The sequence below is a fragment of the Streptomyces yaizuensis genome, from assembly GCF_034961445.1.
In the GTDB taxonomy this organism is placed as follows: domain Bacteria; phylum Actinomycetota; class Actinomycetes; order Streptomycetales; family Streptomycetaceae; genus Streptomyces; species Streptomyces yaizuensis.
The window spans coordinates 132267-157695 of the sequence record NZ_BSBI01000020.1 but is presented as its reverse complement, the minus strand read 5'-3'; the positions used below and the strand labels follow the sequence as shown (position 1 = coordinate 157695).

Annotated in this window: 23 protein-coding genes; 14 read left to right on the top strand and 9 right to left on the bottom strand. The window is 71.1% G+C overall.

Features of this window, described 5'->3' with window-relative positions; all coding sequences use genetic code 11:
- Nucleotides 1-13: 13 nt before the first annotated feature.
- From SYYSPA8_RS34840 to SYYSPA8_RS34830, 3 genes are all read right to left on the bottom strand, one after another.
- On the bottom strand, nucleotides 14-1216 hold the full coding sequence (locus tag SYYSPA8_RS34840; protein WP_323451451.1) for a DUF5667 domain-containing protein: 1203 nt from the start codon (nucleotides 1214-1216) through the stop codon (nucleotides 14-16).
- Between the two features lie 238 nt (nucleotides 1217-1454).
- A complete protein-coding gene (locus SYYSPA8_RS34835; protein ID WP_323451450.1) occupies nucleotides 1455-2300 on the bottom strand; it encodes an ECF subfamily RNA polymerase sigma factor, BldN family in 846 nt (281 codons plus the stop codon).
- 567 nt (nucleotides 2301-2867) lie between these two features.
- On the bottom strand, nucleotides 2868-3809 hold the full coding sequence (locus SYYSPA8_RS34830; protein WP_323451449.1) for an HAD family hydrolase: 942 nt from the start codon (nucleotides 3807-3809) through the stop codon (nucleotides 2868-2870).
- A gap of 168 nt (nucleotides 3810-3977) precedes the next feature.
- Here SYYSPA8_RS34830 and SYYSPA8_RS34825 point away from each other — a divergent pair, with 168 nt between their 5' ends.
- From SYYSPA8_RS34825 to SYYSPA8_RS34805, 5 genes are all read left to right on the top strand, one after another.
- Nucleotides 3978-4253 (top strand): glutaredoxin family protein, encoded by a 276-nt coding sequence (locus SYYSPA8_RS34825; protein ID WP_323451448.1) that lies wholly within the window; start codon nucleotides 3978-3980, stop codon nucleotides 4251-4253.
- A gap of 386 nt (nucleotides 4254-4639) precedes the next feature.
- Complete coding sequence (locus SYYSPA8_RS34820) at nucleotides 4640-5365, top strand: redox-sensing transcriptional repressor Rex (RefSeq protein ID WP_323451447.1); 726 nt, start codon at nucleotides 4640-4642, stop codon at nucleotides 5363-5365.
- On the top strand, nucleotides 5362-7047 hold the full coding sequence (locus tag SYYSPA8_RS34815; RefSeq protein ID WP_323451446.1) for a glutamyl-tRNA reductase: 1686 nt from the start codon (nucleotides 5362-5364) through the stop codon (nucleotides 7045-7047). Before SYYSPA8_RS34820 ends, SYYSPA8_RS34815 begins: the two co-directional genes overlap by 4 nt.
- Nucleotides 7044-8003, top strand: a complete 960-nt coding sequence (gene hemC, locus SYYSPA8_RS34810; protein ID WP_323451445.1) for a hydroxymethylbilane synthase — start codon at nucleotides 7044-7046, stop codon at nucleotides 8001-8003. Before SYYSPA8_RS34815 ends, hemC begins: the two co-directional genes overlap by 4 nt.
- Nucleotides 8000-9661: a bifunctional uroporphyrinogen-III C-methyltransferase/uroporphyrinogen-III synthase gene (locus SYYSPA8_RS34805; protein ID WP_323451444.1), complete on the top strand. Its 1662-nt coding sequence runs from the start codon at nucleotides 8000-8002 to the stop codon at nucleotides 9659-9661. Before hemC ends, SYYSPA8_RS34805 begins: the two co-directional genes overlap by 4 nt.
- 109 nt (nucleotides 9662-9770) lie before the next feature.
- On the opposite strand, the gene SYYSPA8_RS34800 is transcribed toward SYYSPA8_RS34805, so the two are convergent.
- From SYYSPA8_RS34800 to SYYSPA8_RS34790, 3 genes are read right to left on the bottom strand one after another with little or no spacing between them, the layout of a single operon-like run.
- Nucleotides 9771-10565: an ABC transporter permease gene (locus SYYSPA8_RS34800; RefSeq protein WP_323451443.1), complete on the bottom strand. Its 795-nt coding sequence runs from the start codon at nucleotides 10563-10565 to the stop codon at nucleotides 9771-9773.
- Entirely contained in the window at nucleotides 10562-11548 is a 987-nt protein-coding gene (locus SYYSPA8_RS34795) for an ATP-binding cassette domain-containing protein (protein ID WP_323451442.1), read from the bottom strand. Before SYYSPA8_RS34795 ends, SYYSPA8_RS34800 begins: the two co-directional genes overlap by 4 nt.
- A 45-nt stretch (nucleotides 11549-11593) precedes the next feature.
- On the bottom strand, nucleotides 11594-12262 hold the full coding sequence (locus tag SYYSPA8_RS34790; RefSeq protein WP_323451441.1) for a DUF4097 family beta strand repeat-containing protein: 669 nt from the start codon (nucleotides 12260-12262) through the stop codon (nucleotides 11594-11596).
- A 241-nt stretch (nucleotides 12263-12503) separates the two neighbouring features.
- On the opposite strand from SYYSPA8_RS34790, the gene SYYSPA8_RS34785 reads away from it, so the two are divergent.
- The 5 genes from SYYSPA8_RS34785 to SYYSPA8_RS34765 all read left to right on the top strand — a co-directional run bounded on the left by SYYSPA8_RS34785 (nucleotide 12504) and on the right by SYYSPA8_RS34765 (nucleotide 17035).
- Nucleotides 12504-13238: a GbsR/MarR family transcriptional regulator gene (locus tag SYYSPA8_RS34785; protein WP_323451440.1), complete on the top strand. Its 735-nt coding sequence runs from the start codon at nucleotides 12504-12506 to the stop codon at nucleotides 13236-13238.
- A 762-nt stretch (nucleotides 13239-14000) separates the two neighbouring features.
- Complete coding sequence (locus tag SYYSPA8_RS34780) at nucleotides 14001-14819, top strand: DUF5753 domain-containing protein (protein ID WP_323451439.1); 819 nt, start codon at nucleotides 14001-14003, stop codon at nucleotides 14817-14819.
- Complete coding sequence (locus SYYSPA8_RS34775) at nucleotides 14816-15004, top strand: DUF397 domain-containing protein (RefSeq protein WP_323451438.1); 189 nt, start codon at nucleotides 14816-14818, stop codon at nucleotides 15002-15004. The genes SYYSPA8_RS34780 and SYYSPA8_RS34775 overlap by 4 nt, the downstream gene beginning before the upstream one ends.
- Nucleotides 14997-15212, top strand: a complete 216-nt coding sequence (locus tag SYYSPA8_RS34770; protein WP_323451437.1) for a DUF397 domain-containing protein — start codon at nucleotides 14997-14999, stop codon at nucleotides 15210-15212. The genes SYYSPA8_RS34775 and SYYSPA8_RS34770 overlap by 8 nt, the downstream gene beginning before the upstream one ends.
- 125 nt (nucleotides 15213-15337) lie before the next feature.
- On the top strand, nucleotides 15338-17035 hold the full coding sequence (locus tag SYYSPA8_RS34765; protein ID WP_323451436.1) for a class I adenylate-forming enzyme family protein: 1698 nt from the start codon (nucleotides 15338-15340) through the stop codon (nucleotides 17033-17035).
- On the opposite strand, the gene SYYSPA8_RS34760 is transcribed toward SYYSPA8_RS34765, so the two are convergent.
- Nucleotides 17022-18302, bottom strand: coding sequence for a M6 family metalloprotease domain-containing protein (locus tag SYYSPA8_RS34760; protein WP_323451435.1), 1281 nt, complete (start codon nucleotides 18300-18302; stop codon nucleotides 17022-17024). The two genes, SYYSPA8_RS34765 and SYYSPA8_RS34760, sit on opposite strands and share 14 nt — an antisense overlap.
- Before the next feature lie 234 nt (nucleotides 18303-18536).
- Here SYYSPA8_RS34760 and SYYSPA8_RS34755 point away from each other — a divergent pair, with 234 nt between their 5' ends.
- Entirely contained in the window at nucleotides 18537-19205 is a 669-nt protein-coding gene (locus tag SYYSPA8_RS34755) for a TetR/AcrR family transcriptional regulator (RefSeq protein ID WP_323451434.1), read from the top strand.
- 210 nt (nucleotides 19206-19415) lie between these two features.
- Nucleotides 19416-20945: an MFS transporter gene (locus tag SYYSPA8_RS34750; RefSeq protein ID WP_323451433.1), complete on the top strand. Its 1530-nt coding sequence runs from the start codon at nucleotides 19416-19418 to the stop codon at nucleotides 20943-20945.
- A 177-nt stretch (nucleotides 20946-21122) separates the two neighbouring features.
- Here SYYSPA8_RS34750 and SYYSPA8_RS34745 read toward each other — a convergent pair whose 3' ends face one another.
- Entirely contained in the window at nucleotides 21123-21638 is a 516-nt protein-coding gene (locus SYYSPA8_RS34745) for a MarR family winged helix-turn-helix transcriptional regulator (protein WP_323451432.1), read from the bottom strand.
- Between the two features lie 216 nt (nucleotides 21639-21854).
- Between SYYSPA8_RS34745 and SYYSPA8_RS34740 the strand changes: the two genes are divergently transcribed.
- The gene (locus SYYSPA8_RS34740; RefSeq protein WP_323451431.1) at nucleotides 21855-22610 is read left to right on the top strand and encodes a dioxygenase family protein; all 756 of its coding nucleotides are present in this window, start codon (nucleotides 21855-21857) and stop codon (nucleotides 22608-22610) included.
- Between the two features lie 619 nt (nucleotides 22611-23229).
- Nucleotides 23230-24231: a sigma-70 family RNA polymerase sigma factor gene (locus SYYSPA8_RS34735; RefSeq protein WP_323451430.1), complete on the top strand. Its 1002-nt coding sequence runs from the start codon at nucleotides 23230-23232 to the stop codon at nucleotides 24229-24231.
- A gap of 112 nt (nucleotides 24232-24343) precedes the next feature.
- Here the strand turns inward: SYYSPA8_RS34735 and SYYSPA8_RS34730 are convergent, their stop codons facing one another.
- Nucleotides 24344-25378, bottom strand: coding sequence for a helix-turn-helix transcriptional regulator (locus SYYSPA8_RS34730; RefSeq protein ID WP_323451429.1), 1035 nt, complete (start codon nucleotides 25376-25378; stop codon nucleotides 24344-24346).
- Nucleotides 25379-25429 lie beyond the last annotated feature (51 nt).

Here is a 25429-nt window from a genome sequence, read left to right as displayed (position 1 = left end):
GTGGGAAGGGGCCTCAGGGCCCGTCCTCACCGGTGATGTCGAGCCCGAGGATGCCGGGCAGCAGCGGCGGCAGCGTGACGTCCGGCGAGGCCGGATCGGGCTGCTGCGGCGACGACGGCACGGCGGGCGTGGGCGGGGACGGCGGGGTGAGCAGCCCCTCGGTCGGGAGCAGCCCCTGCCGCTCGGGCGCCGGGGAGCCGGTGGGCCCGGCCGGCTTCGTGGTCTGCGACCCGGAGGGGCTGCCGGGCGCCTCCGGCGACGACGGAAGGGCCCGCTCGCCGGGGGTGGCGGAACCGTCGCTCTTCGGGGGCGTGCTGCCGGTGCGCTGGGACGGCCCCCGGCGCTCCGGCGGCGGCTGGGGCAGCAGTGCCTGGAGCGGCTGGACCTCCTGCTCTATGGCGTCGAAGACATCGCTCACCTCCCGGCCCACATCCGTGAGCTGGGCCGGAAGCCGGTCCCGCAGCCCGTCCCACGCGCCCCGGTGCGAGCGGGAGAACGTGCTGAGCTTCTGGATCGGCCCCAGCGACCCGTCGCGCTGGTAGGCGGCATGGAGCAGCCGGTGGCCCTCGCGGGCGTCGTGGCGCATGCCGTTCAGCGCGCGGCGGACCTCGCCCAGTGACTCGTGGTCCAGATCGCCGACCCGGCCCCGCTCCATGAGGCGGCGGGCCTCGCTGAGCCGGGTGGACGCCTGGTCGAGATAGAGCTCGCCCCGGTCGGAGTCCCCATCGGCCATATTGAGCCGGATGTCCTCCATGCCGCGTTTGAGGCCGTAGAGGGTGTCACCGGGGAGGGCGTCGGAGCTGGCCGCGGCCACCCCGCTGAACGCCCCCGCCGCCACCCCGACGGTGAGGCCGCCGGCGGCGAGCCCCTTCTGCCAGCGGGTACGGGGGCGGAGTTTCCGGAGCGGGGATGCCCGATGGGCGCCGCGGCCGGATTTCCGCTGCTCGGGCACCGTAGGGCCCAGGGACTCGCTGCCCCGGGCGGTGCCCTCCTGGAACATGGCTTCCATGGCGGCCACGAGCCGGGCGCGCTGCACCACTTTGACCTCGGGGTCCAGCTCCGGCCGCGGCACTTCGCCGAGGCGGGAGGCCAGAGACAACATGCGTCCGCGCTCGCCCGGTTCGACCGAGTCCTCCGCCGGATCTCCGGACGCCTGGTCTTCCAAGGACTGGGCGAAGGCGTTCGCCCGCCGGTGCGCCGATACGTTCGCGATCACTGGCGGCACCTCCTCTCGTCATGACGGTCGACTCCCCTGAGTGTCTGGATGGTTGCACGCCTTGAGCACATCCACACGTTCGAGTGAGTGGCTGTGGACAGGGCATGGCCCCAGGGAGCCTGCATCCCGGACAACGAGCGTCGCGGCACTTGGGTTACGCGCGGAGGATGATCGGACCAGTGCGTCATCGAGGCGTCACCGATGGTGGGTTGAGGTCGGCTGAGGGAGGCGGTGCAGGTCAGCGGGCATCGTCGGGCAGAAGCCTGGCCAGGGTGCGGACGGCGCGGTACTGGAGGGTCTTGATCGCGCCCTCGTTCTTGCCCATCACCCGGGCGGTCTCGGCGACCGACAGTCCTTGCAGGAAGCGCAGGGTCACGCACTCCTGCTGCTGGGGGTTGAGCTTCCGCACGGCTTCCAGCAGCGCGGCGTTGGAGAGGGACTCCAGGACGGAGTCCTCGGGGCTGCGCTCGACCTCGTTGGCGTCGAGCATCTCGCCCGTGGTGACCTCCAGCCGGAAGCGGCTGGACTTGAAGTGGTCGGCGACCAGGTTGCGGGCGATGGTCACCAGCCAGGCGCCGAAGTCGCGGCCCTGCCAGGTGAAGGTGGAGATGCGCCGCAGGGCGCGCAGGAACGTCTCGCTGGTGAGGTCCTCGGCCGTCGCCTTTCCGCCGACGCGGTAGTAGATGTAGCGGTAGACGGTGTCGCTGTACTGGTCGTACAGCCGGCCGAAGGCCTCGGCCTCCCCGGCCTGGGCCCGCTCGACCAGTTCCATCATGCGGGCGCTGTCGCTGTCGGCGCTGGGCCGACGGGTGGTCGTGGGGGCGCCGGGCCCGCTGCGGCCGCGTCTGGCGACCCGGCCACCGGTCGGGCGCCGTCCCTCCACGACGGCGCCGCGGGCCGGGCTCTCCTTGAATCCGTCGGCCAGGGCGTAACAGATGGTGGTGGGGGGACCACTGGTGGCGAGGCGGGGCAGGGCGAGGGCGGGGACGTGGTGCGCGGCAGGGACATAGCCGCGCAAGTGGTCGAGGACCGCCGCGCGGAGCGTAGCCAGGCCCGAGGCGTCAACCCCGACGTGTGGGTACACGGGACTCCCAGAGGCAGAGCTTCCATCACGAGCAGTGCGGTACCCATCACCCGTTGTGGCGACTGGTGAGTCCGCGTGTGCGTCTGAGGAGAATAACGCTTCGTAAAGGCAGTGCTACACCCAGTTGCTCAAATCACCGTTTCCGTCACTTCCCTGCCACTTTAGGGACAGAATAAGTAACTAATTGTGAACGGATGTTGATCGAATTTGATCGATTTCCGTCTCTTCGGGGGAAGGCGGAACGGTACGGCAGGGAGTTCCGGTATCGGGGGCGGCGCACCCGTCCGGCGTGCCGTCCGGGCGCGTCCGCCCCGCGTACGCCCATGAGGGCGTGGGCGCCGCCGTGGCGGGCCGGTCCCGGAGCGGCGCCGCCGGGCCGGAAGGCGGCGGGAGCCGGCGGATCGCCACATCAGCGTGTCGAAGGATCGAAGGATTGACGGACCGGCCGATCACCGGATCAGGACATCAACGGACCGGCCGACCGGTGCACCGGCAGCGGAGGGTGACCGGCGAAGGAGGTGAAGGGAGGAGGAGGTGAAGGGGGAGGGGGTGAAGGGGGAGGGGGTGTCAGCGGCGGCGGCGGTGGATGGCCACGGCGGCGGCCGTGCCGCCCGCCAGCGCCCCCACCCCGGCCGCCGCCGGGATGCCGACCTTGGCCGCCTTGCGGCCGGTCCGGTAGTCCCGCAGCCGCCACTCGCGCTCCCGCGCGTGCTTGCGCAGCTTGGTGTCCGGGTTGATCGCGTACGGATGGCCGACGAGCGACAGCATCGGAATATCGTTGTGCGAATCGCTGTACGCGGCGCAGCGCGCGAGGTCGAGCCCTTCGGCCGCCGCGAGCGCCCGGACCGCCTCGGCCTTCGCCGGGCCGTGCAGCGGCTCCCCGACCAGCCGGCCGGTGTAGACGCCGTCGACCGACTCGGCGACGGTGCCCAGGGCCCCGGTCAGCCCCAGCCGGCGGGCGATGATCGTGGCGGTCTCCACCGGTGCCGCCGTCACCAGCCACACCTTCTGTCCCGCGTCCAGGTGCGCCTGGGCGAGGGCCCGGGTGCCGGGCCAGATGCGGTCCGCCATGTACTCGTCGTAGATCTCCTCGCCGATGCTCATCAGCTCGGAGACCCGGTGGCCCTTGACGATGGAGAGCGCGGACTCGCGGACGTCCTGCATGTGCTCGGGGTCCTCGACGCCGGCCAGCCGGAACCAGGTCTGCTGCCAGGCGAACCGGGCCAGCTCGCTGCGCTGGAAGAATTTCCGTTTGTACAGGCCCCGGCCGAAGTGGAAGAGGGCGGCGCCCTGCATCACGGTGTTGTCGAGGTCGAAGAAGGCCGCCGCGCGCTCGTCCCCCTCCACGGGGAACGGGCTCTCGCCCTCCTCGGCGGGCGCCGCGGCCCGCTCCTCCGCTTCCAGCTGCTGCGAGGTCTTGCGCGCTGCCTCGGCTGCCGCCTCGCCTGCGAGGACACTCCGGGCGGTCGCGGAGCGCCTACGGGGGGTGAGCCATCCCAGTCCGGCCATGGGGCGAGCATAGCCAGTCCGTTCGGCCCTGCCCGCCCCGCCCGGGGACGCGGGGGTGAACTCTCCGGGCGCGGGCTCCGTGGACAGGGTGGGGGAGGCCGTCCGGCCCCGGTCCCGTCCCCGTTCTGTCGACGATCCGTCCCGGAACCAGGGACGAGAATGGGGAGCATGAGTCCTCTCTTTCGGCGTACGAAGAAGAAGCCCGGCGAGCGCGTGGTCACGCTGATCGGGAAGCCGGGGTGCCATCTGTGCGACGACGCCCGCAGCGTGGTCGAGACGGTCTGCGCGCAGACGGGCGCGGCCTGGGAGGAGAAGGACATCAGCCGCGACGAGGAGTTGCACCGGCAGTACTGGGAGCAGATCCCGGTGGTGCTGGTCGACGGTGAGCAGCACACGTTCTGGCGGGTGGACGCGGAGCGGCTGCGGCGCGAGCTGACCGGCTGACGGAGCCGGCGGAACCGGACCCTCCGGTCCTCTGCCCCCCGGTTGCCCCGCCCCTGTCCCCGCATCGGCGCTGGAGCGCTCCGGGAGTGAACCCATCCTCAGCAAGCACGGCACTATCGGGATGCGGGGGGACCGGGGCACAGTGGAGCGTCCTGCGGGCCGATACCTGAGGAGTGTGTCCTGCTTTGCGACCTTCGTCCCACGAACGGTCCGGCGCGGCTCGCGGTTCCATGTTTACGCGGACAAAGCGCGTGACCCCGATCACTTTGCTCGGACAAAACGGACACCATCTTTGTGCACGCGTTCACAAAGACATAGCCTGCTGTCGACGGGGCGGTCTGGGAACACTTGGCCGCCCAGAGCCTCGCTCATCCCGCAGGAGCACCGTGGCAACTGGCCGAAATCACCGACCGGCGACTCGCAGCCGAGGAATCCCCGAGGCCACGGTCGCCCGGCTCCCGCTGTATCTGCGGGCGCTGACCGCGCTCTCCGAGCGCTCCGTCCCGACGGTCTCCTCCGAGGAGCTGGCGGCGGCGGCGGGCGTGAATTCCGCCAAGCTCCGCAAGGACTTCTCCTACCTCGGCTCCTACGGCACCCGCGGTGTCGGCTACGACGTGGAATACCTCGTCTACCAGATCTCCCGCGAGCTGGGCCTCACCCAGGACTGGCCCGTCGTCATCGTCGGTATCGGCAACCTCGGCGCCGCCCTCGCCAACTACGGCGGGTTCGCCTCCCGTGGCTTCCGCGTCGCCGCGCTCATCGACGCCGACCCCGCGATGGCCGGAAAGCCCGTCGCCGGCATCGCCGTCCAGCACACCGACGAGCTGGAGACGATCATCAGCGACAACGGGGTGTCGATCGGCGTGATCGCCACCCCCGCCGGCGCCGCCCAGCAGGTGTGCGACCGCCTGGTCGCCGCCGGTGTCACCTCCATCCTGAACTTCGCGCCCACGGTGCTCTCCGTGCCGGAGGGCGTCGACGTGCGCAAGGTCGACCTGTCGATCGAACTCCAGATCCTCGCCTTCCACGAGCAGCGCAAGGCCGGCGAGGAGTCCGCGGCCCAGGGCCGGAAGGGACCTGACGGGGACATGCCCGCCGTGATGCCCGCATGAGTCTCCTGGTCGTCGGACTGAGCCACCGCAGCGCGCCGGTGAGCGTCCTGGAACGTGCCTCGCTTTCGGCGGACGCGCAGGCCAAGCTGCTCGCGGACACCCTGGCCGCCGAGCCGGCCGCCGAGGCGGCCGTACTTGCCACCTGCAACCGCATCGAGCTGTACGCGGACGTGGAGAAGTTCCACGCGGGAGTCGCCGAGCTGTCCACCCTGCTCGCCCTGCACAGCGGGGTGGGTCTGGAGGAGCTGACTCCCTATCTCTATGTCCACTACGAGGACCGGGCCGTCCACCACCTCTTCTCGGTGGCCTGCGGGCTGGACTCCATGGTCGTCGGCGAGGGCCAGATCCTCGGCCAGATCAAGGACGCCCTTGCGCGCGGGCAGGTCCTGCACACCGCCGGGCGGCTGATCAACGATCTCTTCCAGCAGGCCCTCCGGGTGGGCAAGCGCGCCCACAGCGAGACCGGGATCGACCGTGCCGGGCAGTCGCTCGTCACTTTTGGTCTCGAACAACTCGCCGAGGGAGAGGGCGCGGACGTCGCGGAGTGGGTCGCGGGTAAGCGGGCGCTCGTCATCGGCGCCGGCTCGATGTCCTCGCTCGCCGCGACCACCCTCGCGCGCCTGGGCGTGCGCGAGCTGGTGATCGCCAACCGCACGCTGGAGCGGGCCTCCCGGCTGGCCGACGTGCTCTCCGCGTCCGGTGCCGTCGTCGCCCGAGCCGTCCCGATGTCCTCGGTCGCCGACGAGCTGACACGTGCCGACGCGGTGGTGTCCTGCACCGGTGCGACCGGTCTCGTCCTGACCGCCGACGCCGTGGTCACCGCGCTCGCCGCCTCCCGGACGGCCGCGTCCGCCGTGGTCCCGTCCCCCGCGCTCCCCGCCGACCTGCGCGCGCCCGACGGCAGCCTGGTCGCCCGGCTCGCCGCGACCGCCGCCCGTGACGGGCGGGTGCACGACCGTTCCGTGGAGACGGTCGCCGTGCCCCTGACCGCCGACGCGGACACGGGTACGGGATCGGGTACGGGCGAGGGCGCCGACACCTGCCCCGTCGGCCTGGACGACCAGCACACCCCCGGTGAGCTGGCCCAGCACGGCCTGTGGCTGGAGAACGCCGACCGTCCCGCCGCCCCGCGCGTGCCTGCGGCCGGTGCCGGGTACGGCGGCGGCCCCGTGCGGCTCGCCCTCCTCGACCTCGCCATGCCCCGCGACATCGACCACGCCGTGCACCGGATCCCCGGCGTCCGGCTGGTCGACATCGAGTCCCTGGCCGACGCCTCCGCCGACGCGCCCATGGCCGCCGACGTCGACCAGGTGCGCCGGATCGTTTCCGACGAGGTCGCCGCCTTCGGCGCGGCCCAGCGCGCCGCCCGGATCACGCCGACGGTGGTCGCCCTGCGCACCATGGCCGCCGATGTCGTCGCCGGTGAGATCGCCCGGCTCGAAGGGCGGCTCCCCGCGCTGGACGAGAAGCAGCGCGCGGAGATCACCCAGACCGTCCGCCGCGTGGTCGACAAGCTCCTTCACGCGCCCACCGTGCGGGTGAAGCAGCTGGCCAGCGAGCCCGGTGGCGCCGGGTACGCCGACGCGCTGCGGACTCTCTTCGATCTCGACCCGGAGACGGTCGCCTCCGTCAGCCGGGCCGACCTGAATGACGCAGACGTCAAGAACCGAGGACGCGTATGACCGAGAGGGCACTGAGGCTGGGGACCAGGCGCAGCAAGCTCGCCATGGCCCAGTCCGGACAAGTGGCTCAGGAGGTGCGCCGACTGACCGGACGTCCCGTCGAACTGGTCGAGATCACCACGTACGGGGACACGTCCCGCGAGCATCTCGCACAGATCGGCGGCACCGGTGTGTTCGTCGCCGCGCTGCGCGAGGCGCTGGCCCGGGGTGAGGTGGACTTCGCCGTTCACTCGCTCAAGGACCTCCCGACGGCGCAGCCCGACGACCTCGTGCTGGCGGCCGTGCCGCCGCGCGAGGACCCGCGTGATGTGCTCATCGCGCGCGACGGCCTCACCCTCGACCGGCTCCCCGACGGGGCCCGGATCGGGACCGGTTCGCCGCGCCGCATGGCGCAGCTGAACGCGTACGCCCGCGCGCGCCGTCTGCGCGTGGAGACCGTGCCGATCCGGGGCAATATCGACACCCGGATCGGATACGTCCACAGCGGGGAACTCGACGCGGTGGTACTCGCCGCGGCCGGGCTGAACCGCATCGGAAGGGCCGATGAGGTCACCGACGTGCTGTCGGAGGACTTCATGCTGCCCGCCCCCGGCCAGGGGGCCCTGGCGATCGAGTGTGCCGCGTCCGACGCGGACCTCGCCGCCGCTCTGGGGGACATGGACGACCCGCTCACCCGGGCCGCCGTGACCGCAGAGCGTTCCCTGCTCGCCGCCCTGGAGGCCGGCTGTAGCGCACCCGTGGGTGCGCTCGCCGACCTGTTGGGCGAGGAGGAGGTTGTCACCGAAATGCGCCTGCGCGGCGTCGTCGGCACCACCGACGGCTCGACGCTGGTGCAGCTGTCCACCACCGGTCCCGTACCCACGTCGCACGGCGACGCCATCGCGCTCGGTCGCGAACTCGCGTCCGAGATGCTCGCCAAGGGTGCGGCCGGTCTTATGGGGGAGCGAGCACATTGAGCCCCACCACCAACCCGTCCTCGGCGTTCTCGGCACACGGGCACGTCACTTTCCTCGGCGCCGGTCCCGGCGATCCCGGACTGCTGACCCTGCGCGCTGTCGAGGCACTCGCGGGGGCCGATGTACTGATCGCCGAGCCTGATGTGCTCGACGTGGTACGCGGCCATGCGCGGGCGAGCGTCAGCGCGCCGGAGCTGACGGTTGTTGACGATGCGTCAACAGCCGCCGGAATCCCTGCAATCAGGGATGCGGTCAATCTTGTCATGGAGGCCGCGCGGGGCGGCAAGCGGGTCGTCCGAGCGGTGGCCGGCGACCCCGGTCTCGACGGCGACGCCGGGCAGGAGATGCTCGCCTGCGCCGCCGAGGGGATTCCCTTTGAAGTCGTCCCCGGTATCGCGGCCGCTGTCGGCGTGCCCGCGTACGCGGGTGTCCCGCTGCGGGACGCCCAGGGCACGGATGTCCGTTTCGTGGACGCCCGTACCGCGAGTGAGCGCTGCTGGACCGAGGTCGGCGCGAGCGATGGCACCGTCGTCGTCTCCACCACCCTCGACTCCGTGGCCGCCGCCGCGAACGAGCTGGTCGCGGCGGGCCGCAAGCCCGACACCCCGCTGACCGTGACCGTCGCCGGCACCACCACCCGGCAGCGGACCTGGACGGCGACGCTCGGGTCCATCGCGCAGACCCTCAAGCAGGCGAAGGTGCTGCCGTCCCCGGACGGACATCGTCCGGTGATAGCCGTCGTCGGCGAACGCAGCGCCGCGGCACAGCGCGACCAGCTCGCCTGGTTCGAGTCGAAGCCCCTCTTCGGCTGGCGGGTCCTCGTGCCCCGCACCAAGGAGCAGGCCGCGTCCCTCTCCGACCAGCTCCGTTCCTACGGTGCCGTGCCGCACGAGGTCCCGACGATCGCCGTCGAGCCGCCGCGTACGCCGCAGCAGATGGAACGTGCCGTCAAGGGCCTGGTCACCGGGCGGTACGAGTGGATCGCCTTCACCTCGGTGAACGCCGTCAAGGCGGTCCGCGAGAAGTTCGAGGAGTACGGGCTCGACGCGCGCGCGTTCGCCGGGATCAAGGTCGCGGCGGTGGGCGAGCAGACCGCCCGCGCCCTGATCGACTTCGGTGTGAAGCCGGACCTCGTGCCCAGCGGCGAGCAGTCGGCGGCGGGCCTGCTGGAGGACTGGCCTCCGTACGACCCGGTCTTCGACCCGATCGACCGCGTCTTCCTGCCGCGTGCCGACATCGCGACGGAGACCCTGGTCGCGGGCCTGATCGACCTGGGCTGGGAGGTGGACGACGTCACCGCGTACCGGACCGTGCGCGCGTCGCCGCCGCCGGCCGACACCCGCGAGGCGATCAAGGGCGGCGGCTTTGACGCGGTCCTGTTCACCTCGTCCTCGACCGTGCGCAACCTCGTCGGCATCGCCGGCAAGCCGCACAACGTCACCGTGATCGCGTGCATCGGTCCCGCGACCGCGAAGACGGCCGAGGAGCACGGGCTGCGGGTGGACGTCCTGTCGCCCGAGCCGTCCGTGCACCGGCTGGCGGAAGCGCTCGCCGAGTTCGGCGCCGCGCGCCGCCGCGCGGCGGTGGAGGCGGGGGAGCACGTGCTGCGCCCGTCCGAGCGCCGGCCGGGTGGCCGTCGCCGCCGTACGACGACCTGAGCCGGGTTCAGCCGAGCTGAGCCGGACGGTCCCGTAACGCCGGAGCCCCGGATCCCCCACGAGGGGGTCCGGGGCTCTGTGCTGTCCGGGGAGGCGGTCGGCATGGCGATTACTTCGGGTCACGGTTGAAAGTCGACGTCGACCAGAAGTAGCCGAGGACCGTGAGGCCGACGCACCAGGCGGCCGCCAGCCATCCGTTGTGGCCGATCTCGCCGCCGAGCAGCAGGCCCCGCAGGGTCTCGATGGCAGGAGTGAAGGGCTGGTACTCGGCCACCGGCTGGAACCAGCCCGGCATGGAGTCGACCGGGGTGAACGCGCTGGACAGCAGCGGCAGCAGGATCAGCGGCATCGCGTTGTTGCTGGCCGTCTCCGCGTTCGGGCTGACCAGGCCCATGCCGACCGCGATCCAGGTGAGCGCCAGGGCGAACAGCACCAGCAGGCCGAAGGCCGCCAGCCACTCCAAGGCGGTCGCGTCCGTCGACCGGAAGCCGAGGGCGACGGCGACCGCGCCGACGAGGACCACGCTGGCGATCGACTGGAGCACACTGCCGACGACGTGCCCGACGAGCACGGAGGGGCGGTGGATCGCCATCGTCCGGAAGCGGGCGATGATGCCCTCGGACATGTCGTTGGAGACGGACACCGCCGTTCCGATCACCGTGCTGCCGATGGTCATCAGCAGCAGGCCCGGGACGACGTACGCGAGGTACGCGGCGCGGTCCGGACCGCCGCCGCCGATGCCCGCGCTCATCGTGTCGCCCAGGATGTAGACGAACAGCAACAGCAGCATGATCGGCGTGAACAGCAGGTTCAGCGTGAGCGACGGGTAGCGCCGGGCGTGCAGGAGGTTGCGGCGCAGCATCGTGGTCGAGTCGCGGACGGCGAGGGTCAGGGTGCTGCTCATCGGACGGTCTCCTTGCGGGCGGCGGGGACGGCGGCGGGGACGGCGGTGGGGGCGGCGGTGGGGGTGGGGCCGGTCAGGGCGAAGAACACGTCATCGAGGTCGGGGGTGTGCACGGTCAGCTCGTCCGCCTCGACACCGGCTGAATCCAGCCAGTCCAGAAGGGATCGCAACTCGCGCTGGCTGCCATCGCTGGGGATCCGCAGCGCCAGTGCCTCGTCGTCGCGGGTGACCTCGCGCAGTGCGGTGGCGGCGGCGCGGTAGGCGGTGGGGTCGGTGAACCGGATCTGGACATGTCCGCCCGGAATGAGCCGCTTCAACTCCTCGGCGCTGCCTTCGGCGGCGATCCTGCCGTTGTTCAGCATCGCGATGCGGTCGGCGAGCTGGTCGGCCTCCTCCAGGTACTGGGTGGTGAGGAAGACGGTCACGCCCCCGGAGACCAGATCGCGGATGATCTGCCACATGTTGTGGCGGCTGCGCGGGTCCAGGCCGGTGGTCGGCTCGTCCAGGAAGATGATCCGGGGGCTGCCGACCAGCGTCATCGCGATGTCGAGACGGCGCTTCATCCCGCCGGAGTAGGTGGACGCGGGCTTCTTCGCGGCCTCCACCAGGTCGAAGCGCTCCAGGAGTTCGGCGGCCGTGCGCCGTCCCTCGCTGCGGGAGAGGTGGTGCAGGTCCGCCATGAGCAGCATGTTCTCCTCGCCGGTGATCAGGCCGTCGACGGCGGAGAACTGGCCGGTGACGCCGATCGCGGACCGTACCGCCCGGGGGTCGGTGGCCGGGTCGTGGCCGCCGATGCGGATGTCCCCGGCGTCCGCGCCGATCAGGGTGGAGAGGATTTTGACGGCGGTGGTCTTCCCGGCGCCGTTCTGGCCGAGCAGGGAGAAGATCGTTCCCTCGGGGACGGCCAGGTCGACTCCGTCCAGGACGGTCTTGTCGCCGTAGGACTTGCGCAGCCCGTTCGCCGCGATGGCCAGGTTGGTCATGGTCGGGACTCCTGAGGTCTCGGAAGTTCTCTGGGCGCGGGCGGTTCAGAGGCTGCGGGCGGTGATGTCGCCATAGGCGGTGGTCGCGTGGATGGCGAGGCCGGTGCTGTCGCCGGTGTTGGTGAGCGCGTTGTGGATCCGGCCGCTGGTGGTCCCGGCGTCCAGGGAGGCGGAGACGCCCCGGGTGGCGCCGACCGACAGGTCGCCGTACTCGGTGCGCAGGGTGACCGTGCCGCCCATGGCCTCGGTGACGGTGACGTCGCCCTTCTGGGTGCTGATCTCGGCGGTCCCGCCGAGGCGGCCGACCTCGATGTCACCGGAGAGGAGGGTGAGCCGGGCGCCGGCGGCCTCGTCCAGCTTCACCGGGCCCTGCGCGCCGTCGAAGGTGACGTCCCCGAGCCGCCCGACGCCCCGGAACTCCACGGCCGCCGTCTTCGCCTCGACGTGGGAGCCGGCGGGCAGCAGGACCGTCACCTCGACGGCGCCCGGGTTGCCGAGGACCCGGTTCTTCGGCGGCGCGGCCTCGATCCGCAGGACACCGTTGGCGAACCCGATCGTGGTCCGCTCGGCCGCCTCCACGTCCCGGCTCTTGGCGGCGTTCAGGGGCAGGACCTCGACCGTGGTGTCGATCCGGTCGGCGGCGATCAGCCGGACGCTTCCGGCGGGGATGTCCAGGACGGCGGTGATGGGGGCGGTGGTGTCGAACTTCTGCATCGTTCTCTCCTTGCGCTCGCTCTTTCTGGCAAGAGAAACGCTACGTTGCATTCAGGAATCTGGCAACGTAATCGTTGCGCAAGATGGGCATTGATGCAGGTCAGAGTGGAGAAAGTGTTGCAATGGGTTGGCATCTAACGCAACGACAGAGAGTCGTTGCGTTGCAATGAGGTGAGAGTGAACGCTATGCTGGCCGCAGCAGCGGGGGCTACGGAGACCAGGGACCACGGAGGAGATCACGATGCCCGGAGGCAGGCTCACCCAGCAGGAACGCCGGCAGATCGCGCTGGGGCTGGCCGACGGCCTCGCCTACGCGGAGATCGCCCGCAGCCTCGAACGCCCCACCTCGACCGTCACACGCGAGGTGATGCGCAACGGCGGCCCCACCGCCTACCGCGCCGACGCGGCCCACCGCGCCACCGGGAGCCGCGCGCAGCGGAGCCGGCAGTCCACAGGGGGAGGCGCGGAGGCGGCCCCGCTCGCCCATGGGCGGGACGCGGAGGCCGTGCGCGCGTACGAGGACGTCTTCACCGAAGCCCTCATCCGGAACGGCACGCCCAAGATGATGGCCCGGGTCCTGACCTGCCTCTACACCAGCGACTCCGGCAGTCTCACCGCGTCCGACCTCGTCCAGCGGCTCCAGGTCAGCCCCGCGTCCGTCTCCAAGGCCGTCGCGTTCCTCGAAAGCCAGGACCTCGTACGCCGGGAACGCGACGAACGCCGCCGCGAGCGCTATGTCGTGGACGACGACGTCTGGTACCAGTCGATGATCGGCAGCGCGCGCGGTATCGACCAGCTCGCGGCGATCGCACGGCAGGGCGTCGGCGTCCTCGGCCCCCAGACCCCCGCCGCCGTCCGCCTGGAGAACATCGCCCGCTTCGTGGACTTCGTCAGCGAGAGCATCACCCGCGCCGCGAACCAGGCCCGCGACCTCCTGCACGTCAAGCCGGAGGGGTCTGCGGGCGACGCTAAGTAGTCCCCGTCGTACGGGTGTGGGTGGGGCCCCGGTGGCCGGGTGCGGGGTCGGCGCCGGGGCCCCACCTGTTCCCCCGGCCCGGCCCGGGCAGGGGCAAGGGGCAGGCCGGGGGTGCCGTCCGTCGCGTGCCCGGGGTGCGGAGGCGTGGTCGCACTTGATCGGGCGGTCCTGCGGCGGACGGCCGTTTTCTGACCGTCAGAGTTGTTCGGCTATGCCCGCGCCCAGCAGCCCTATGGACGACAGGCACGTCACCGCGAGCAGACAGGACCACGGCAGCCATTCGGGCGCGCGCATACGCTTTCGTTTCACTGAGCGGCGCCTTTCAGAATCCGTCGCGACCCCATGTGCCGAATCTCTGACGTCTTTCGATGTCCGCCTGGATTTCCGCACGCAGACGTTCCAGCGCGGGCCGGTCCGAGTACTTCTTCCGTGGGATCGCCGGCGGCCGGTTCGTTTTCAGCGGACAGGACGGGTTCGGGCAGTGGCAGGGACCGAAATCGAACGGGTTGAATTCCCGTCCGGGGGAAAGTCCGGGCCTGCGGTCGATCATTCCCGCACCCGCGCCCGTACCCGCGCTCGCCGTGCCGCCAGGGCCGCGAGGGCTATGGCGGAGCTGTAGAGGGTGGTGTGCATGCCGGTGGCCAATTCCCTTCCATGCGGGTGGTGCTTTTCCCTTGGCTCTTCCACAATGACGCATCCAGGGGCCCGGCACCAAGCGGAATCCCTTTCCAAATGGCGCGGACAAGTTAGGGAGTTGAACATATGCGCGAGTCGTCAGGCGAACCGGCGAACGGCCTGGAATGGTTCGGGCGCGAAGTCGAGGAAGCGCTCAGGCACAAGGGCGCCAAGGCACGGGACCTGGTGGCCTACTCCGGGTACAAGGAACCGTACGTCTCGAAGGTGCGGCACGGGCAGGCGAAGCCGTCGCCGGAATTCGCTCGCAAGTGCGACGCGTTCTTCGACACCTCGGGGTTCTTCGCGCGGACGCTGGTCCGGATCTCCGAGCGCGGTGGCCATCCCTCGTGGTTCATCCCGTTCCTGAAGTTGGAGCGGGAGGCCACGCAGATCGCTCAGTACAGCAACTCCACCGTCACGGGACTGCTTCAGACCCCCGCGTACGCGTCAGCGATCTTCAAATCAGCCTTCCCGAGGGAGTCGGAGGAGCGCACAGCCGCACGGATCGACGACCGGATGCGCCGTCGCGAGGTGATGGAGCGAGACACCCCGCCGTTGCTGTGGGCGATCCTGCATGAGTCGACGCTGCGCACGGTGGTGGGGGGTCGCAGGGTGATGGCGGAGCAGCTGCACCACATCGTGAACTCGGTGGGTCCGAACATCACGGTGCAGGTTCTCCCCTTCGTGGCCGGAGCCCCCGCGTCCAATCTCCCGTTCACGCTATTTGCGCAGGAGGACGGATCCACCGTCCTCTATTCGGAAACCCTAGGTCTCGGCCATGTGTCTGATTCCCGTGGGGATGTGACGGAGAGCCAGGCGACGTACGATCGGTTGCGGGCTGCCGCCCTGCCGTGTGAGAAATCGCAGGCGTTTATCACCCAGGTCGCAGAGGAGTACGGCAGATGAGCTTCGAATGGGTCAAGTCCAGCTACAGCGGTGGCGAAGGCGAGTGCGTCGAGTGGGCGCCCGCGTTCGCCGTTGCACGGGGCATGGTTCCGGTGCGGGACAGCAAGCAGGCCCACGGACCCGTGCTCATGGTCAGCCCTCGTGCCTTTGACGGTCTCGTGCGGCTGGCCAGGGGCGATGTCTAGCCGTCCGCAGCCGGCGATCGAGGCCGGCGTATGGGTCAAGTCCAGCCACAGTGGCGGAGAAGGCAACTGCGTCGAGTGGGCGCCCGCGTTCGCCGCCGCGCACGGCACCGTCCCCGTGCGGGACAGCAAGCAGGCCCACGGGCCCGTCCTGATGGTCGGTCCCCGCGCCTTCCGCGCCTTCGTACGCCTGGCCCGCAGCGAGGCGTAGAGACGGCCCCACAGGCCTCGGTCAGCCTTCGGCGACCGGGGCCTGTTCGCGTCCCTTGACCGGCGCGGAGGCTCCGCATAGCGTCGCCCGACGGACGGAGAAAGCCGCTGGCGGGAGGCGTAAACGTGTCGCAGGCCCGGGAGTTCGAGGCCGCCCTCAGCGCACCCGGTGCGCCGTTCGCGGTCGTACGGGACGACGACGGGGTGCCCGTCTACGCCGACGGCCCCCGCACGCTCAAGGAGTTCGTGGAGACCACCTGGGCCTACGGCGACCGGCCGTTCCTGGTCGGGGAGTCCGCCACCTACACCTACCGCGAGTTCTTCACCGCCTCCTGCGCCCTCGCGCGGCGGCTGCACGACACGTACGGGCTGCGCCCCGGTGAGCGTGCCGCCATCGCGATGCGGAACCACCCCGAGTGGCAGATCGCGTTCTGGGCGACTCAGTTGGCCGGGCTGATCGCCGTACCCCTCAACGCCTGGTGGACCGAGGCGGAGCTGACGTACGCGCTGGACGACTGCACCCCCTCCGTGCTGCTCGTGGACGGTGAGCGGCTGCCCCGGGTGGACGCCTGGCGGCGGGCGCACACGGTCCGGACGGTGGTGTTCCACGGCGGGTCCGGGGACGCCGAGGTCACCGGGTCCGCCGGGGACGGGGTCGAGCGGTACGAGGACTTCCCCGCGCCCGATCCGATGGAGGCGCCCCCGCTCCTGGAGGTGCGGCCCGAGGACGACTCCACCATCATCTACACGTCGGGGACGACCGGCCGCCCCAAGGGCGCCGTGGCGACCCAGCTGGCGCAGGCGGGGTCGGCCCGGCACATCCAGTTCTACGGGGCCGCCGCGACGCTCGCGGAGGGCAGGGTTCCCGGGCAGGGGCCCGCGCCGGTGACGCTGATGACGTTCCCGTTCTTCCACGTCGCCGCGTTCGCGACGCTGTACGTGACGATGGGCGTCGGCGGAACCCTGGTGCTCATGCGCAAGTGGGACGCCGACCGGGCGCTGGATCTGGTCACCCGGCACCGCGTCACCGGGTACGCCGGTGTGCCGACGACCGCGCTCCAGCTGCTGGCCGCCGCCGAGTGCCGGGGCGGTCTGGAGTCGCTCCAGGTGCTCAGTACCGGCGGCGCCCCTCCGCCGCCCGATCTCGTACGGAAGGTCGGGGCCGGGATCGTGCCGCGCAACGGCTACGGGCTGACGGAGACCAGCGGCGGCGTGCTCGCGAGCTACGGCGACGAGTACCGGGAGGACCCGGGGAGCGTGGGCCGGCCCGTACCCGCCGTGGATGTGCGGATCGCCGGTCCGAACGGGGAGCTGCTGGCGGAGGGCGAGGTCGGGGAGTTGTGGCTGCGGGGGCAGTCGCTCGTACGGGGGTACTGGCGGGACGAGGCCGCGACCGCCGCCGCGTTCCGGGACGGCTGGTTTCGGACAGGGGATCTGGCGACCGTGTGCGACGGCCGGGTGAGCATCGTGGACCGGCTCAAGGACATGGTGATCCGGGGCGGCGAGAACGTGTACTGCGTGGAGGTCGAGGCGGTGCTCCAGGGCCACCCGGAGGTGGAGGACGCGGCCGTGTTCGGGGTGCCGCATCCGGAGCTGGGCGAGGAGGTCGCCGCCGTGGTGCAGCTGTGTCCCGGTGCGAAGGTGGGCGCGGAGGGGCTGCGGGCGTACGCGGGTGGGCGGCTCGCCGCGTTCAAGGTGCCCGAGTTGGTGGCGTTCGCCGCTGTGCCCCGGAATCCGACGGGGAAGATCCTCAAACACGAGCTGCGGGAACTGTGGGAGCTGGGCGAGCTGGGGGAGTCGCGAGGGCTGTTCACGCGCGGGTGACGCGTATCCGGTACTCGCCCTGCTTGCCGGAGATCACGGCGACTTTGACGCCGTGCTCGCGGTCGGTGAAGGTCTCGCCGGGCTGGAAGGGCGCGTCCGAGAGTTCCGCGTGGACGTTGGGGCGGCGGGTGCAGCCGCCGCTGTTCTGGTCGCTGTCCATGACCGTCACCGGGCCCTCGCCGGTGTCGATGCCTCCGTGGACGCGGTAGACGAGGACGCCGGGGTCGCAGACGGCTTCGTCGTTGCCGCCCCGGGCGCGGACCTCGACGGCGTAACCGGAATCCTCGGTCAGCGGTATGTAGGTCATTTTCCGGCCGCCCGGCCGGAAGAGGGGGGTGAGGGTGTAGATGGAGCTGCCGGGGGCGGACGCGCAGGTGATCTGCTCGTTGTCGAGCCAGCCGAGCTTCCATTTGTGCCAGGCGAGGAGGTCGTTGTTGACCCCCCAGTCCTCGGACATGATGTCCCAGTGGCCGACGGAGGCGCCGCCCTCGGAGGTGTAGAGGTCGGGCAGGCCGAAGACGTGGCCGTTCTCGTGGGGGAGGACCCGGTAGCCGGTCTCGGCGTGGGTGCCCGAGCCGTCGTCCTGGCGGCTGTAGACGAAGGACGTGTTGGCGAGGGGGACGCCGTCGGCGACGGGGGCCTCGGCGTTGCCGGAGAAGGTCACGGAGAGCACGGTGTCCAGGGCGGACGGCCCGGCGTTGGGGGTGACCAGGATGTTGACCAGGTCGTACGCGCTGAAGTCGATGTCCGGGTCGGCCACGGTGATCATGTCGTCGACCAGCTTGCGGTAGGCGGGGTCGTACGGGGCGCCCCGCTCTATCCCGTACTCCTCGAACCGGAGCGGCATGCGGAGCCAGGTGCGTATGGGTGAGTACGGCCGATAGCGGAGGCGTCCGTACGAACTCGTGCTGAACCACTCCGAGGTCTGGGGAAAGAATTCGGCCAGCCGGTCCAGTGCCTTGCCCTCGCCGGGGGCGTCCGGGAAGTCGATCATCAGATTGAGGGCGCGGACCTCGCCGGTGGAGCGGGAGTAGCCGACGGGGGTCGGCATGCCCTCGGACATCTGGATGCCGGCGCCCGGGGCGATGCGGCAGAGGCCGACGCCGGGCCGGCCGGGGACGGCCGCCGGGCCCGCCGGGGCGGTGCGCACGGGGGCGGTGGGGGTGCCGCCCGAGGTAGTGAGGGCGGCGAAGGCGAAGGCCGTGAGAGCGGCGAGCGTGCCGACATGGCGCAGGCCGGGTATCCGGTGGCGTCCTCCGCGCCGCATATCGCCCACCGCCTTCTGCCGGGCGGCCTCCGCGCCGCGCTTCCGATCAGCCTGTGGCGGCGGGCGGCCGGGCGCGCGCGGGGTGGTCCGTCCGGGGGTGGGCGGGGAGGGTGACGCGGGTCACAGGCGGATGGGGAAATAAGCGGGGATCTCTTCCCCGTTTGCACTCACGGCCCCGGAAAACGGGGAGAAGGTCCCCGCTTCGGCGGTGGGAGACGGATGGGGGATGGACCCATGACGGTCACGGAGACTGCGCGCCCCGGTGTGCCCCGGCCCAGGGCGGACGCCCTGCGGAACCGGGAGCGGATCGTGGCGGCGGCGCGCGGGCTGTTCGTGGAGTTCGGCTCCGCCGTGCCGCTGGACGACGTCGCCCGGCGGGCCGGCGTCGGCAATGCCACCCTCTACCGGCACTTCCCCGACCGGGACGCGCTGGTCCACGCGGTCGTGCTCGCGGTGGTCTCCAGCACCACGGCGCGCGCGGAGGCGGCCCTCGCGTCCGGGGGCGACCCCTTCGTCGCGCTGCGGGAGTTCACCCACGCCGCCGCCGACGAGCGGATGGGCGCGCTCTGCCTGATGATCTCCGACTCGTTCGACCACCACCATCCCGATCTGGTCGCCTGCCGGGAACGGCTCGACGCGGCCGCCGGCCTGCTGGTCCGGCGGGCCCAGGACGCGGGCCGGATGCGGTCCGACGTCGGACTGGGGGATCTGGTGGTCGCGCTCTCCCAACTCACCCGGCCGCTGCCGGGGACGGGTCCCACCACCCTCGACCGGTTCGTCCACCGGCACCTCGACATCCTGCTCGACGGCTTCGAAGCGCCCGCGCGCTCCGAGCTGACCGGCAGTCCGGTGACGCTGGGTGACCTGCGGAGCCAGTGTGGGGGCGCTGTGAACAAGCCGTAGACCGGCGGGCGTGGCCTGATCCACGATGCCGTCGCCCCCTTCTCCTCCCCTGGCTGTCCGCCGGATGTCGCTTCGGACGCCGCTTCGGATGTCGCTTTGGCCGTTGCTTTGGCTGTTGCTTTGGCTGTCCGTCCCGGCTGTCCCTGTCCGTCCCGCCTGTCAGCCAACTGTCCGTTTTTGATGCGTTCGTACTCTTAGGTGGCTAGACCCATGTCAAAAACCTCCTCCTCCGTCGCGCCGGGCGACACCGGGGCCGATCCGAAGCGCTGGAAGGCGCTGATCTTCATCGCCCTGGCGCAGCTGATGGTGGTGCTCGACGCGACGATCGTGAACATCGCGCTGCCCACCGCCCAGCAGGACCTGGGCATATCCGACGGCAACCGCCAGTGGGTCATCACGGCCTACGCCCTGGCCTTCGGTGGTCTGCTGCTCTTCGGCGGCCGGATCGCCGACATCTGGGGCCGCCGGCGCACCTTCGTCGCCGGACTCGTGGGCTTCGCCATCGCCTCCGCACTCGGCGGCGCCGCGACCACCGAGGCCATGATGCTGGCCTCCCGCGCCCTCCAGGGCGTGTTCGGCGCGCTGCTGGCGCCCGCCGCCCTCTCCCTGCTCGCGGTGATGTTCACCGACGCCCGTGAGCGCGCCAAGGCGTTCGGCATCTACGGTGCCATCGCCGGTGGTGGCGGTGCCGTGGGTCTGCTGCTCGGCGGCTTCCTGACCGAGTACCTGAACTGGCGCTGGACCTTCTACGTCAACATCCCGTTCGCCGTGGTCGCGGCCGTCGGCGCGTACTTCGTCATCCGGGAGCCGAGCGGCGCCCGCAACCGTTCGCCGCTCGACGTCCCCGGCGTGATCCTCTCCACCACGGGTCTGGTGGCCCTGGTGTACGGCTTCACCCGCGCCGAGCACTCCGGCTGGACGGACGGCCTGACGATCGGCATGTTCGTCCTGTCGGTGGTGCTGCTGGCCGCGTTCGTCGCCGTCGAGTCCAAGGTGAAGGCCCCGCTGCTGCCGCTGCGGGTGCTCACCGAGCGCAACCGTGCCGGTGTCTACCTCTCGCTGGGTCTCGCCGTCATCGCGATGTTCGGCCTCTTCCTGTTCCTCACGTACTACCTCCAGGTGGTCCGTGGGTACTCGCCGGTCAAGACCGGATTCGCCTTCATGCCGATGGTCGTCGGCATGATCGTGGGCTCCACCCAGATCGGTACGCGGCTGATGACCCGGGTCGCGCCCCGGCTGCTGATGGCGCCCGGCTTCCTGCTGGCCGCCCTCGGCATGCTGCTGCTGACCCAGCTCGACCTGACCAGCTCGTACACGACCGTGGTGCTTCCGGCGCAGCTGCTGCTGGGCCTCGGTATGGGTACGGCGTTCATGCCGGCGATGTCGCTGTCGACGTTCGGCGTCGACCCGGCGGACTCCGGGGTGGCCTCCGCGATGGTGAACACCTCGCAGCAGGTCGGCGGCGCCATCGGTACGGCGCTGCTGAACACGATCGCCGCGTCGGCGACGACCGCGTTCGTCAAGGACAACGCGGCCGGGGCCACCAATGCCCAGGTGCTCCAGTTCGAGGGCATGGTGCACGGCTTCACCACGGCGATCTGGTGGGCGGTCGGCATCCTGGTCGCCTCGGCGGCCATCGCCTTCGCGCTGATCAACAGCGGGCGTCCGCAGATGGGCCCCGTGTCGGCCGACGGCGAGGGCTCGGACGAGGAGATCAAGATCCCCGTCGTCGTCCACTGAGTCCACTGAGTCCGCTGACGTACGTGCCGCGTGACTGAATGACTGAACGACTGAACGACTGAACGACTGAATGCAGGTGTGCCCCGTCCGGGATCGGTTCCTCCGGGCGGGGCACACCTGTGTGCGCCGGTAGCGGCACCTGGCGGCCGGCGGCCGGCGGGCGGCGTCCGGTGGCGGTCAGCGGAGCCAGGGGAGGTCCGCGCCCGAGTCCTGCGGCTGGAGTCCTTCGGCGATGATCCGCATGATCTCGCCGAGCCGTTCCACCTGCTCCGGGGTGAGCCGGTCGAACATCGCCTGACGGACCGCCTCCACATGCCCCGGCGCCGCCTGCTCCAGCACCTCGAAGCCCAGGTCGGTGAGGACGGCGTTCTGCCCCCGCTTGTCGGTGTCGCAGTCCTCGCGGCGGACCCAGCCCTTCTGCTCCAGGCGGGCGACGGCGTGCGAGAGCCGGGACCGGGTGATCTTGGCGTCGATCGCCAGCTCGGTCATCCGCAGGCGCCGCTGCGGGGCCTGCGAGAGCTGCACGAGCAGCCCGTAATAGATGTGGGGCATCCCGGCGTCCCGCTGGAGCTGACGATCGAGATGATCATCGAACAGGGTGGTCGCGTGCAGGTATGCGCGCCAGACGCGCTGTTCCTCGTCGGTGAGCCAGCGCGGGGCGAGGTCGCCTCCGGACTTGGATGCCGTATTCATGTACACCACTCTACGACTGTCATTGAAAGTTGAACTACATACCTTTATGATGGGTTCTAGCTTTAAGTTTCAAGTAATGGTCGATGGATACGCTGGAGCGAGTGGAGCTGTGAGGACGCCATGAACCACAGTGCGGACCGTGTCGGCAGCGGTGCTGAGCATGCCGGGGGCTCCGGGGGATCCGACTGGAGTTCCGACTGGAGTTCCGGTGGGCGGATGCCCGCGCTCTATCTCTCCCACGGGGCGCCGCCGCTCGCGGACGACCCTCTGTGGCCCGGACAGCTCGCGGCCTGGTCCGCCGGGCTGCCGCGCCCCCGGGCGGTCCTGATGGTCTCCGCCCACTGGGAGGAGGCGCCGCTCGCCCTCGGCGCCACCACGACGCTGCCGCTGGTGTACGACTTCTGGGGGTTCCCGGAGCGGTACTACACGGTGCGGTACGAGGCCCCGGGCGCCCCCTGGCTCGCCGGCGCCGTGCGCAAGCTGCTGGGCCGCGCCGGCACCCCCGTACAGGACGTGCCCGACCGTGGGCTCGACCACGGCGCCTACGTCCCTCTTGTCGAGATGTACCCGGACGCCGATATTCCGGTGCTCCAGATCTCCCTGCCGACGCTCGACCCCGGAAAGCTGCTGGAGATCGGCCGCCGGCTCGCCCCGCTGCGGGACGAGGGCGTCCTGATCGTGGGGAGCGGGTTCTTCACCCACAACCTCGCCGCGCTGCGGCAGAGCGGCGTACCGGCCTGGTCCGCCGAGTTCGACGACTGGGGGCAGCGGGCCCTCGCGGCGGCGGACGTCGACGCCCTGCTCGACTTCGAGAACAAGTCCCCTGCGGGCCGGCTCGCCCACCCGAGGACCGAACACTTCGCGCCCCTCTTCGTCACCCTCGGGGCCGCCCAGGACGAGCTGGACGGCGGGCGGAGCGTGATCGACGGCTTCTGGATGGGGCTGGCGAAGCGCTCGGTGCAGTACGGGTAGCCCGGTCATGCGGTCGGTCGCGGGGTCTGTCACGCGGCTGGTCGCGCGGTCTGTCGCGCGGCTGGTCACGCGGTCGGTCGCCTCGGTGGGAGGAACGGGACGTTCAGCTCGATGGAGCGTCTGCGTGGGCTTCTCCATGGCGTGGAGACTAGGCAGCGGCGGTACCTCTCCGTAACGGGCCGGAGGACCCCTCGGGTACGGGCCCGGGACCTACGTCTGCGGGCCGAGTCCCCTCGTACCCGTCCACCTGCCGTCCCGTCCCGTGAGCCTCTGACGAGGGGCAGGCAACCATCGGGCGGGTGCGGGCCGTCCTTTCCGGTGGGGGGGAGCGACCGGGGGAGCGGCCATGGGCGGATACGGGATCCCGTGTGACGGACGTCTCATGGAGGCCGTGGTGGCCATGCGCGGCGAGTGCGGGAAAGCACCGTCCGTGACGGGGCTGACCTGCATTTCTCCCGCCCCTTCAGGGAGCTGCCCTCCCCTGGTGGCCGGGCAGGATACTGCAAGATCGTAAAAATTGACGAGGGGCCTGGGAATTCTGTCCGGATTCCAGTCGTTGTTTCCATCGGATGCAGGGCACCCGGAAGGGTGTCGCGACCTACTCAGCAAGGGAGCTCGCATGGCAACCCGTGCCGTCGCCCGTCGCCAGTCCGAGAGCAAGGGGACCGCTGGTCGGGCCGGCAGTGCGCGCGCAGTCAGCGGGGAGACGGCCGATCGCGACCTGGTCGGTATGTACCTCGACGAGATCGCGCGGACGCCGCTGCTCGACGCCGCCAAGGAGGTCGAGCTGTCCCAGACCATCGAAGCGGGCGTGTATGCCCGGCAGATCCTCGACGAGGGGATCGAGAGTGACGCCGCCGGCGCCAGCCGCGCCGAGCTGGAGGCCCTCGTCGCCGAGGGCGAGCGGGCCAAGGACGTCTTCATCCGGTCCAACCTCCGCCTGGTCGTGGCGGTCGCCCGGCGCTATCCGCGCAGCGGGCTGCCCCTGCTCGACCTGATCCAGGAGGGCAATGCGGGCCTGGTCCGCGCGGTCGAGAAGTTCGACTACGCCAAGGGCTTCAAGTTCTCCACGTACGCCACCTGGTGGATCCGCCAGGCGATCACCCGGTCCATAGCGGACCAGTCCCGCACCATCCGGCTCCCCGTCCACCTGGTGGAGGAGCTGGGCCGGATCCGCCGCGTCCAGCGCGAGTTCAACAGGGAGAAGGGCCGCGAGCCCGAGCCCGTCGAGATCGCGACCGAGCTGGGCTCCACGCCGGAGCGCGTCGTGGACGTCCTGGACTGGGCGCGTGACCCGGTCAGTCTGAACATGCCGGTGGACGACGCCGGTGAGACCCAGTTCGGTGACCTCCTGGAGGACACCTCGGCGGTCTCGCCCGAGCAGTCCGTCCTGACCCTGCTCCGCAGCGAGGGCCTTGAGGATCTGATCGGCAAGCTGGACCAGCGGACGGCGTCGATCATCCGGATGCGGTACGGGATCATGGACGGCCGCGAGCGGACGCTGACCGAGGTCGGCAAGGAGCACGGGCTGACCCGTGAGCGGATACGGCAGATCGAGAAGCACGCGCTGCTGGAGCTGAAGCGGATGGCTCGCGACACGGGCTTCGACGCGGCCGCCTGACGCCTGGCGTCTGACGTTTGGCGCCTGGCGCCTGGCGTCCGGCCTTGGCCTCGGTCTCGGCGGGGCCGCCGTGCCGGGGTGCCGTGGATCGGGCGGCGGGTCGGTCGGTCGCTCAGCCCTGCTGTGGCTGCTGTGGCCTGGCTCCCGGCGTGGTCCCGGTTCCGGTCCCGGTCCCGGTTCCCGGCGCGGTCAGGCCCGCCGCGCGGGCCAGCCGGGCCGCCACCGCGCCCACGTGGGTGATCAGCGACTCGGGGCGGACCACCCGGAACTCGCAGTCCGCCAGCGCCAGCCGCATCGCCAGCCACTCCGGGGTGTCCGTCGACCGCATCCGCAGCCGGCAGGCCGAGTCCCCCCGGGGCTCCGGCGCGGGGAACGAGCGCGGCAGCCGGGCCGCCACCCGCTCCGCCGGAGCGTCGAACTCGACTTCCACGTCGTGCTCCTGGCGGGGCACCACCGTGTGCCCGAGCATCTTCTCGACATCGCCCTCCGGCAGCTCCCGGGCCGGGAAGCGCTCCCCCGTGGGGAAGGGCTCCGACAGCCGGTCCACCCGGAAGGTCCGCCAGTCCGAGCGCTCCATGTCGTACGCCACGAGGTACCACCGGTTCCCCGCCGACACCAGGTGGTACGGCTCGACCCGCCGTCTGGTCCGGGTGCCGTCCCCCGCCCGGTAGCCGAAGCGCAGCCGCTCCTGGTTGCCGATGGCGCCCGCGATCGTCGTCAGGGTGGACGGGTCGATCGTCGCCCCGTCGCCCCTGGTCAGGGGGACCGTCGCCGCTTGGAGCACGGAGACCCGGTGCCGCAGCCGGGGCGGCAGCACCTGTTCCAGCTTGGCCAGCGCCCGGACGGACGCCTCCTCGACGCCCTCGATCGCATGTCCGGCGCCCGCCCGCAGCCCCACGGCGATCGCCACCGCCTCCTCGTCGTCCAGGGTCAGCGGTGGCATCGCCGAGCCCGCGACCAGGCGGTACCCGCCGATCGCGCCCCGGGTGGCCTCGACGGGATAGCCCAGGTCACGCAGCCGGTCGATGTCCCGGCGGATCGTCCGGGGGCTCACCTCCAACCGCCGGGCCAGTTCGCTGCCCGGCCACTCGCGCGGGGTCTGGAGCAGGGAGAGAAGGTTCAGAAGTCTCGCCGGAGTGTCCGTCATGCGCACAGGATGCCGTCAAAAGAGGACGCGGACTGGCCTAGATGCCTCCTA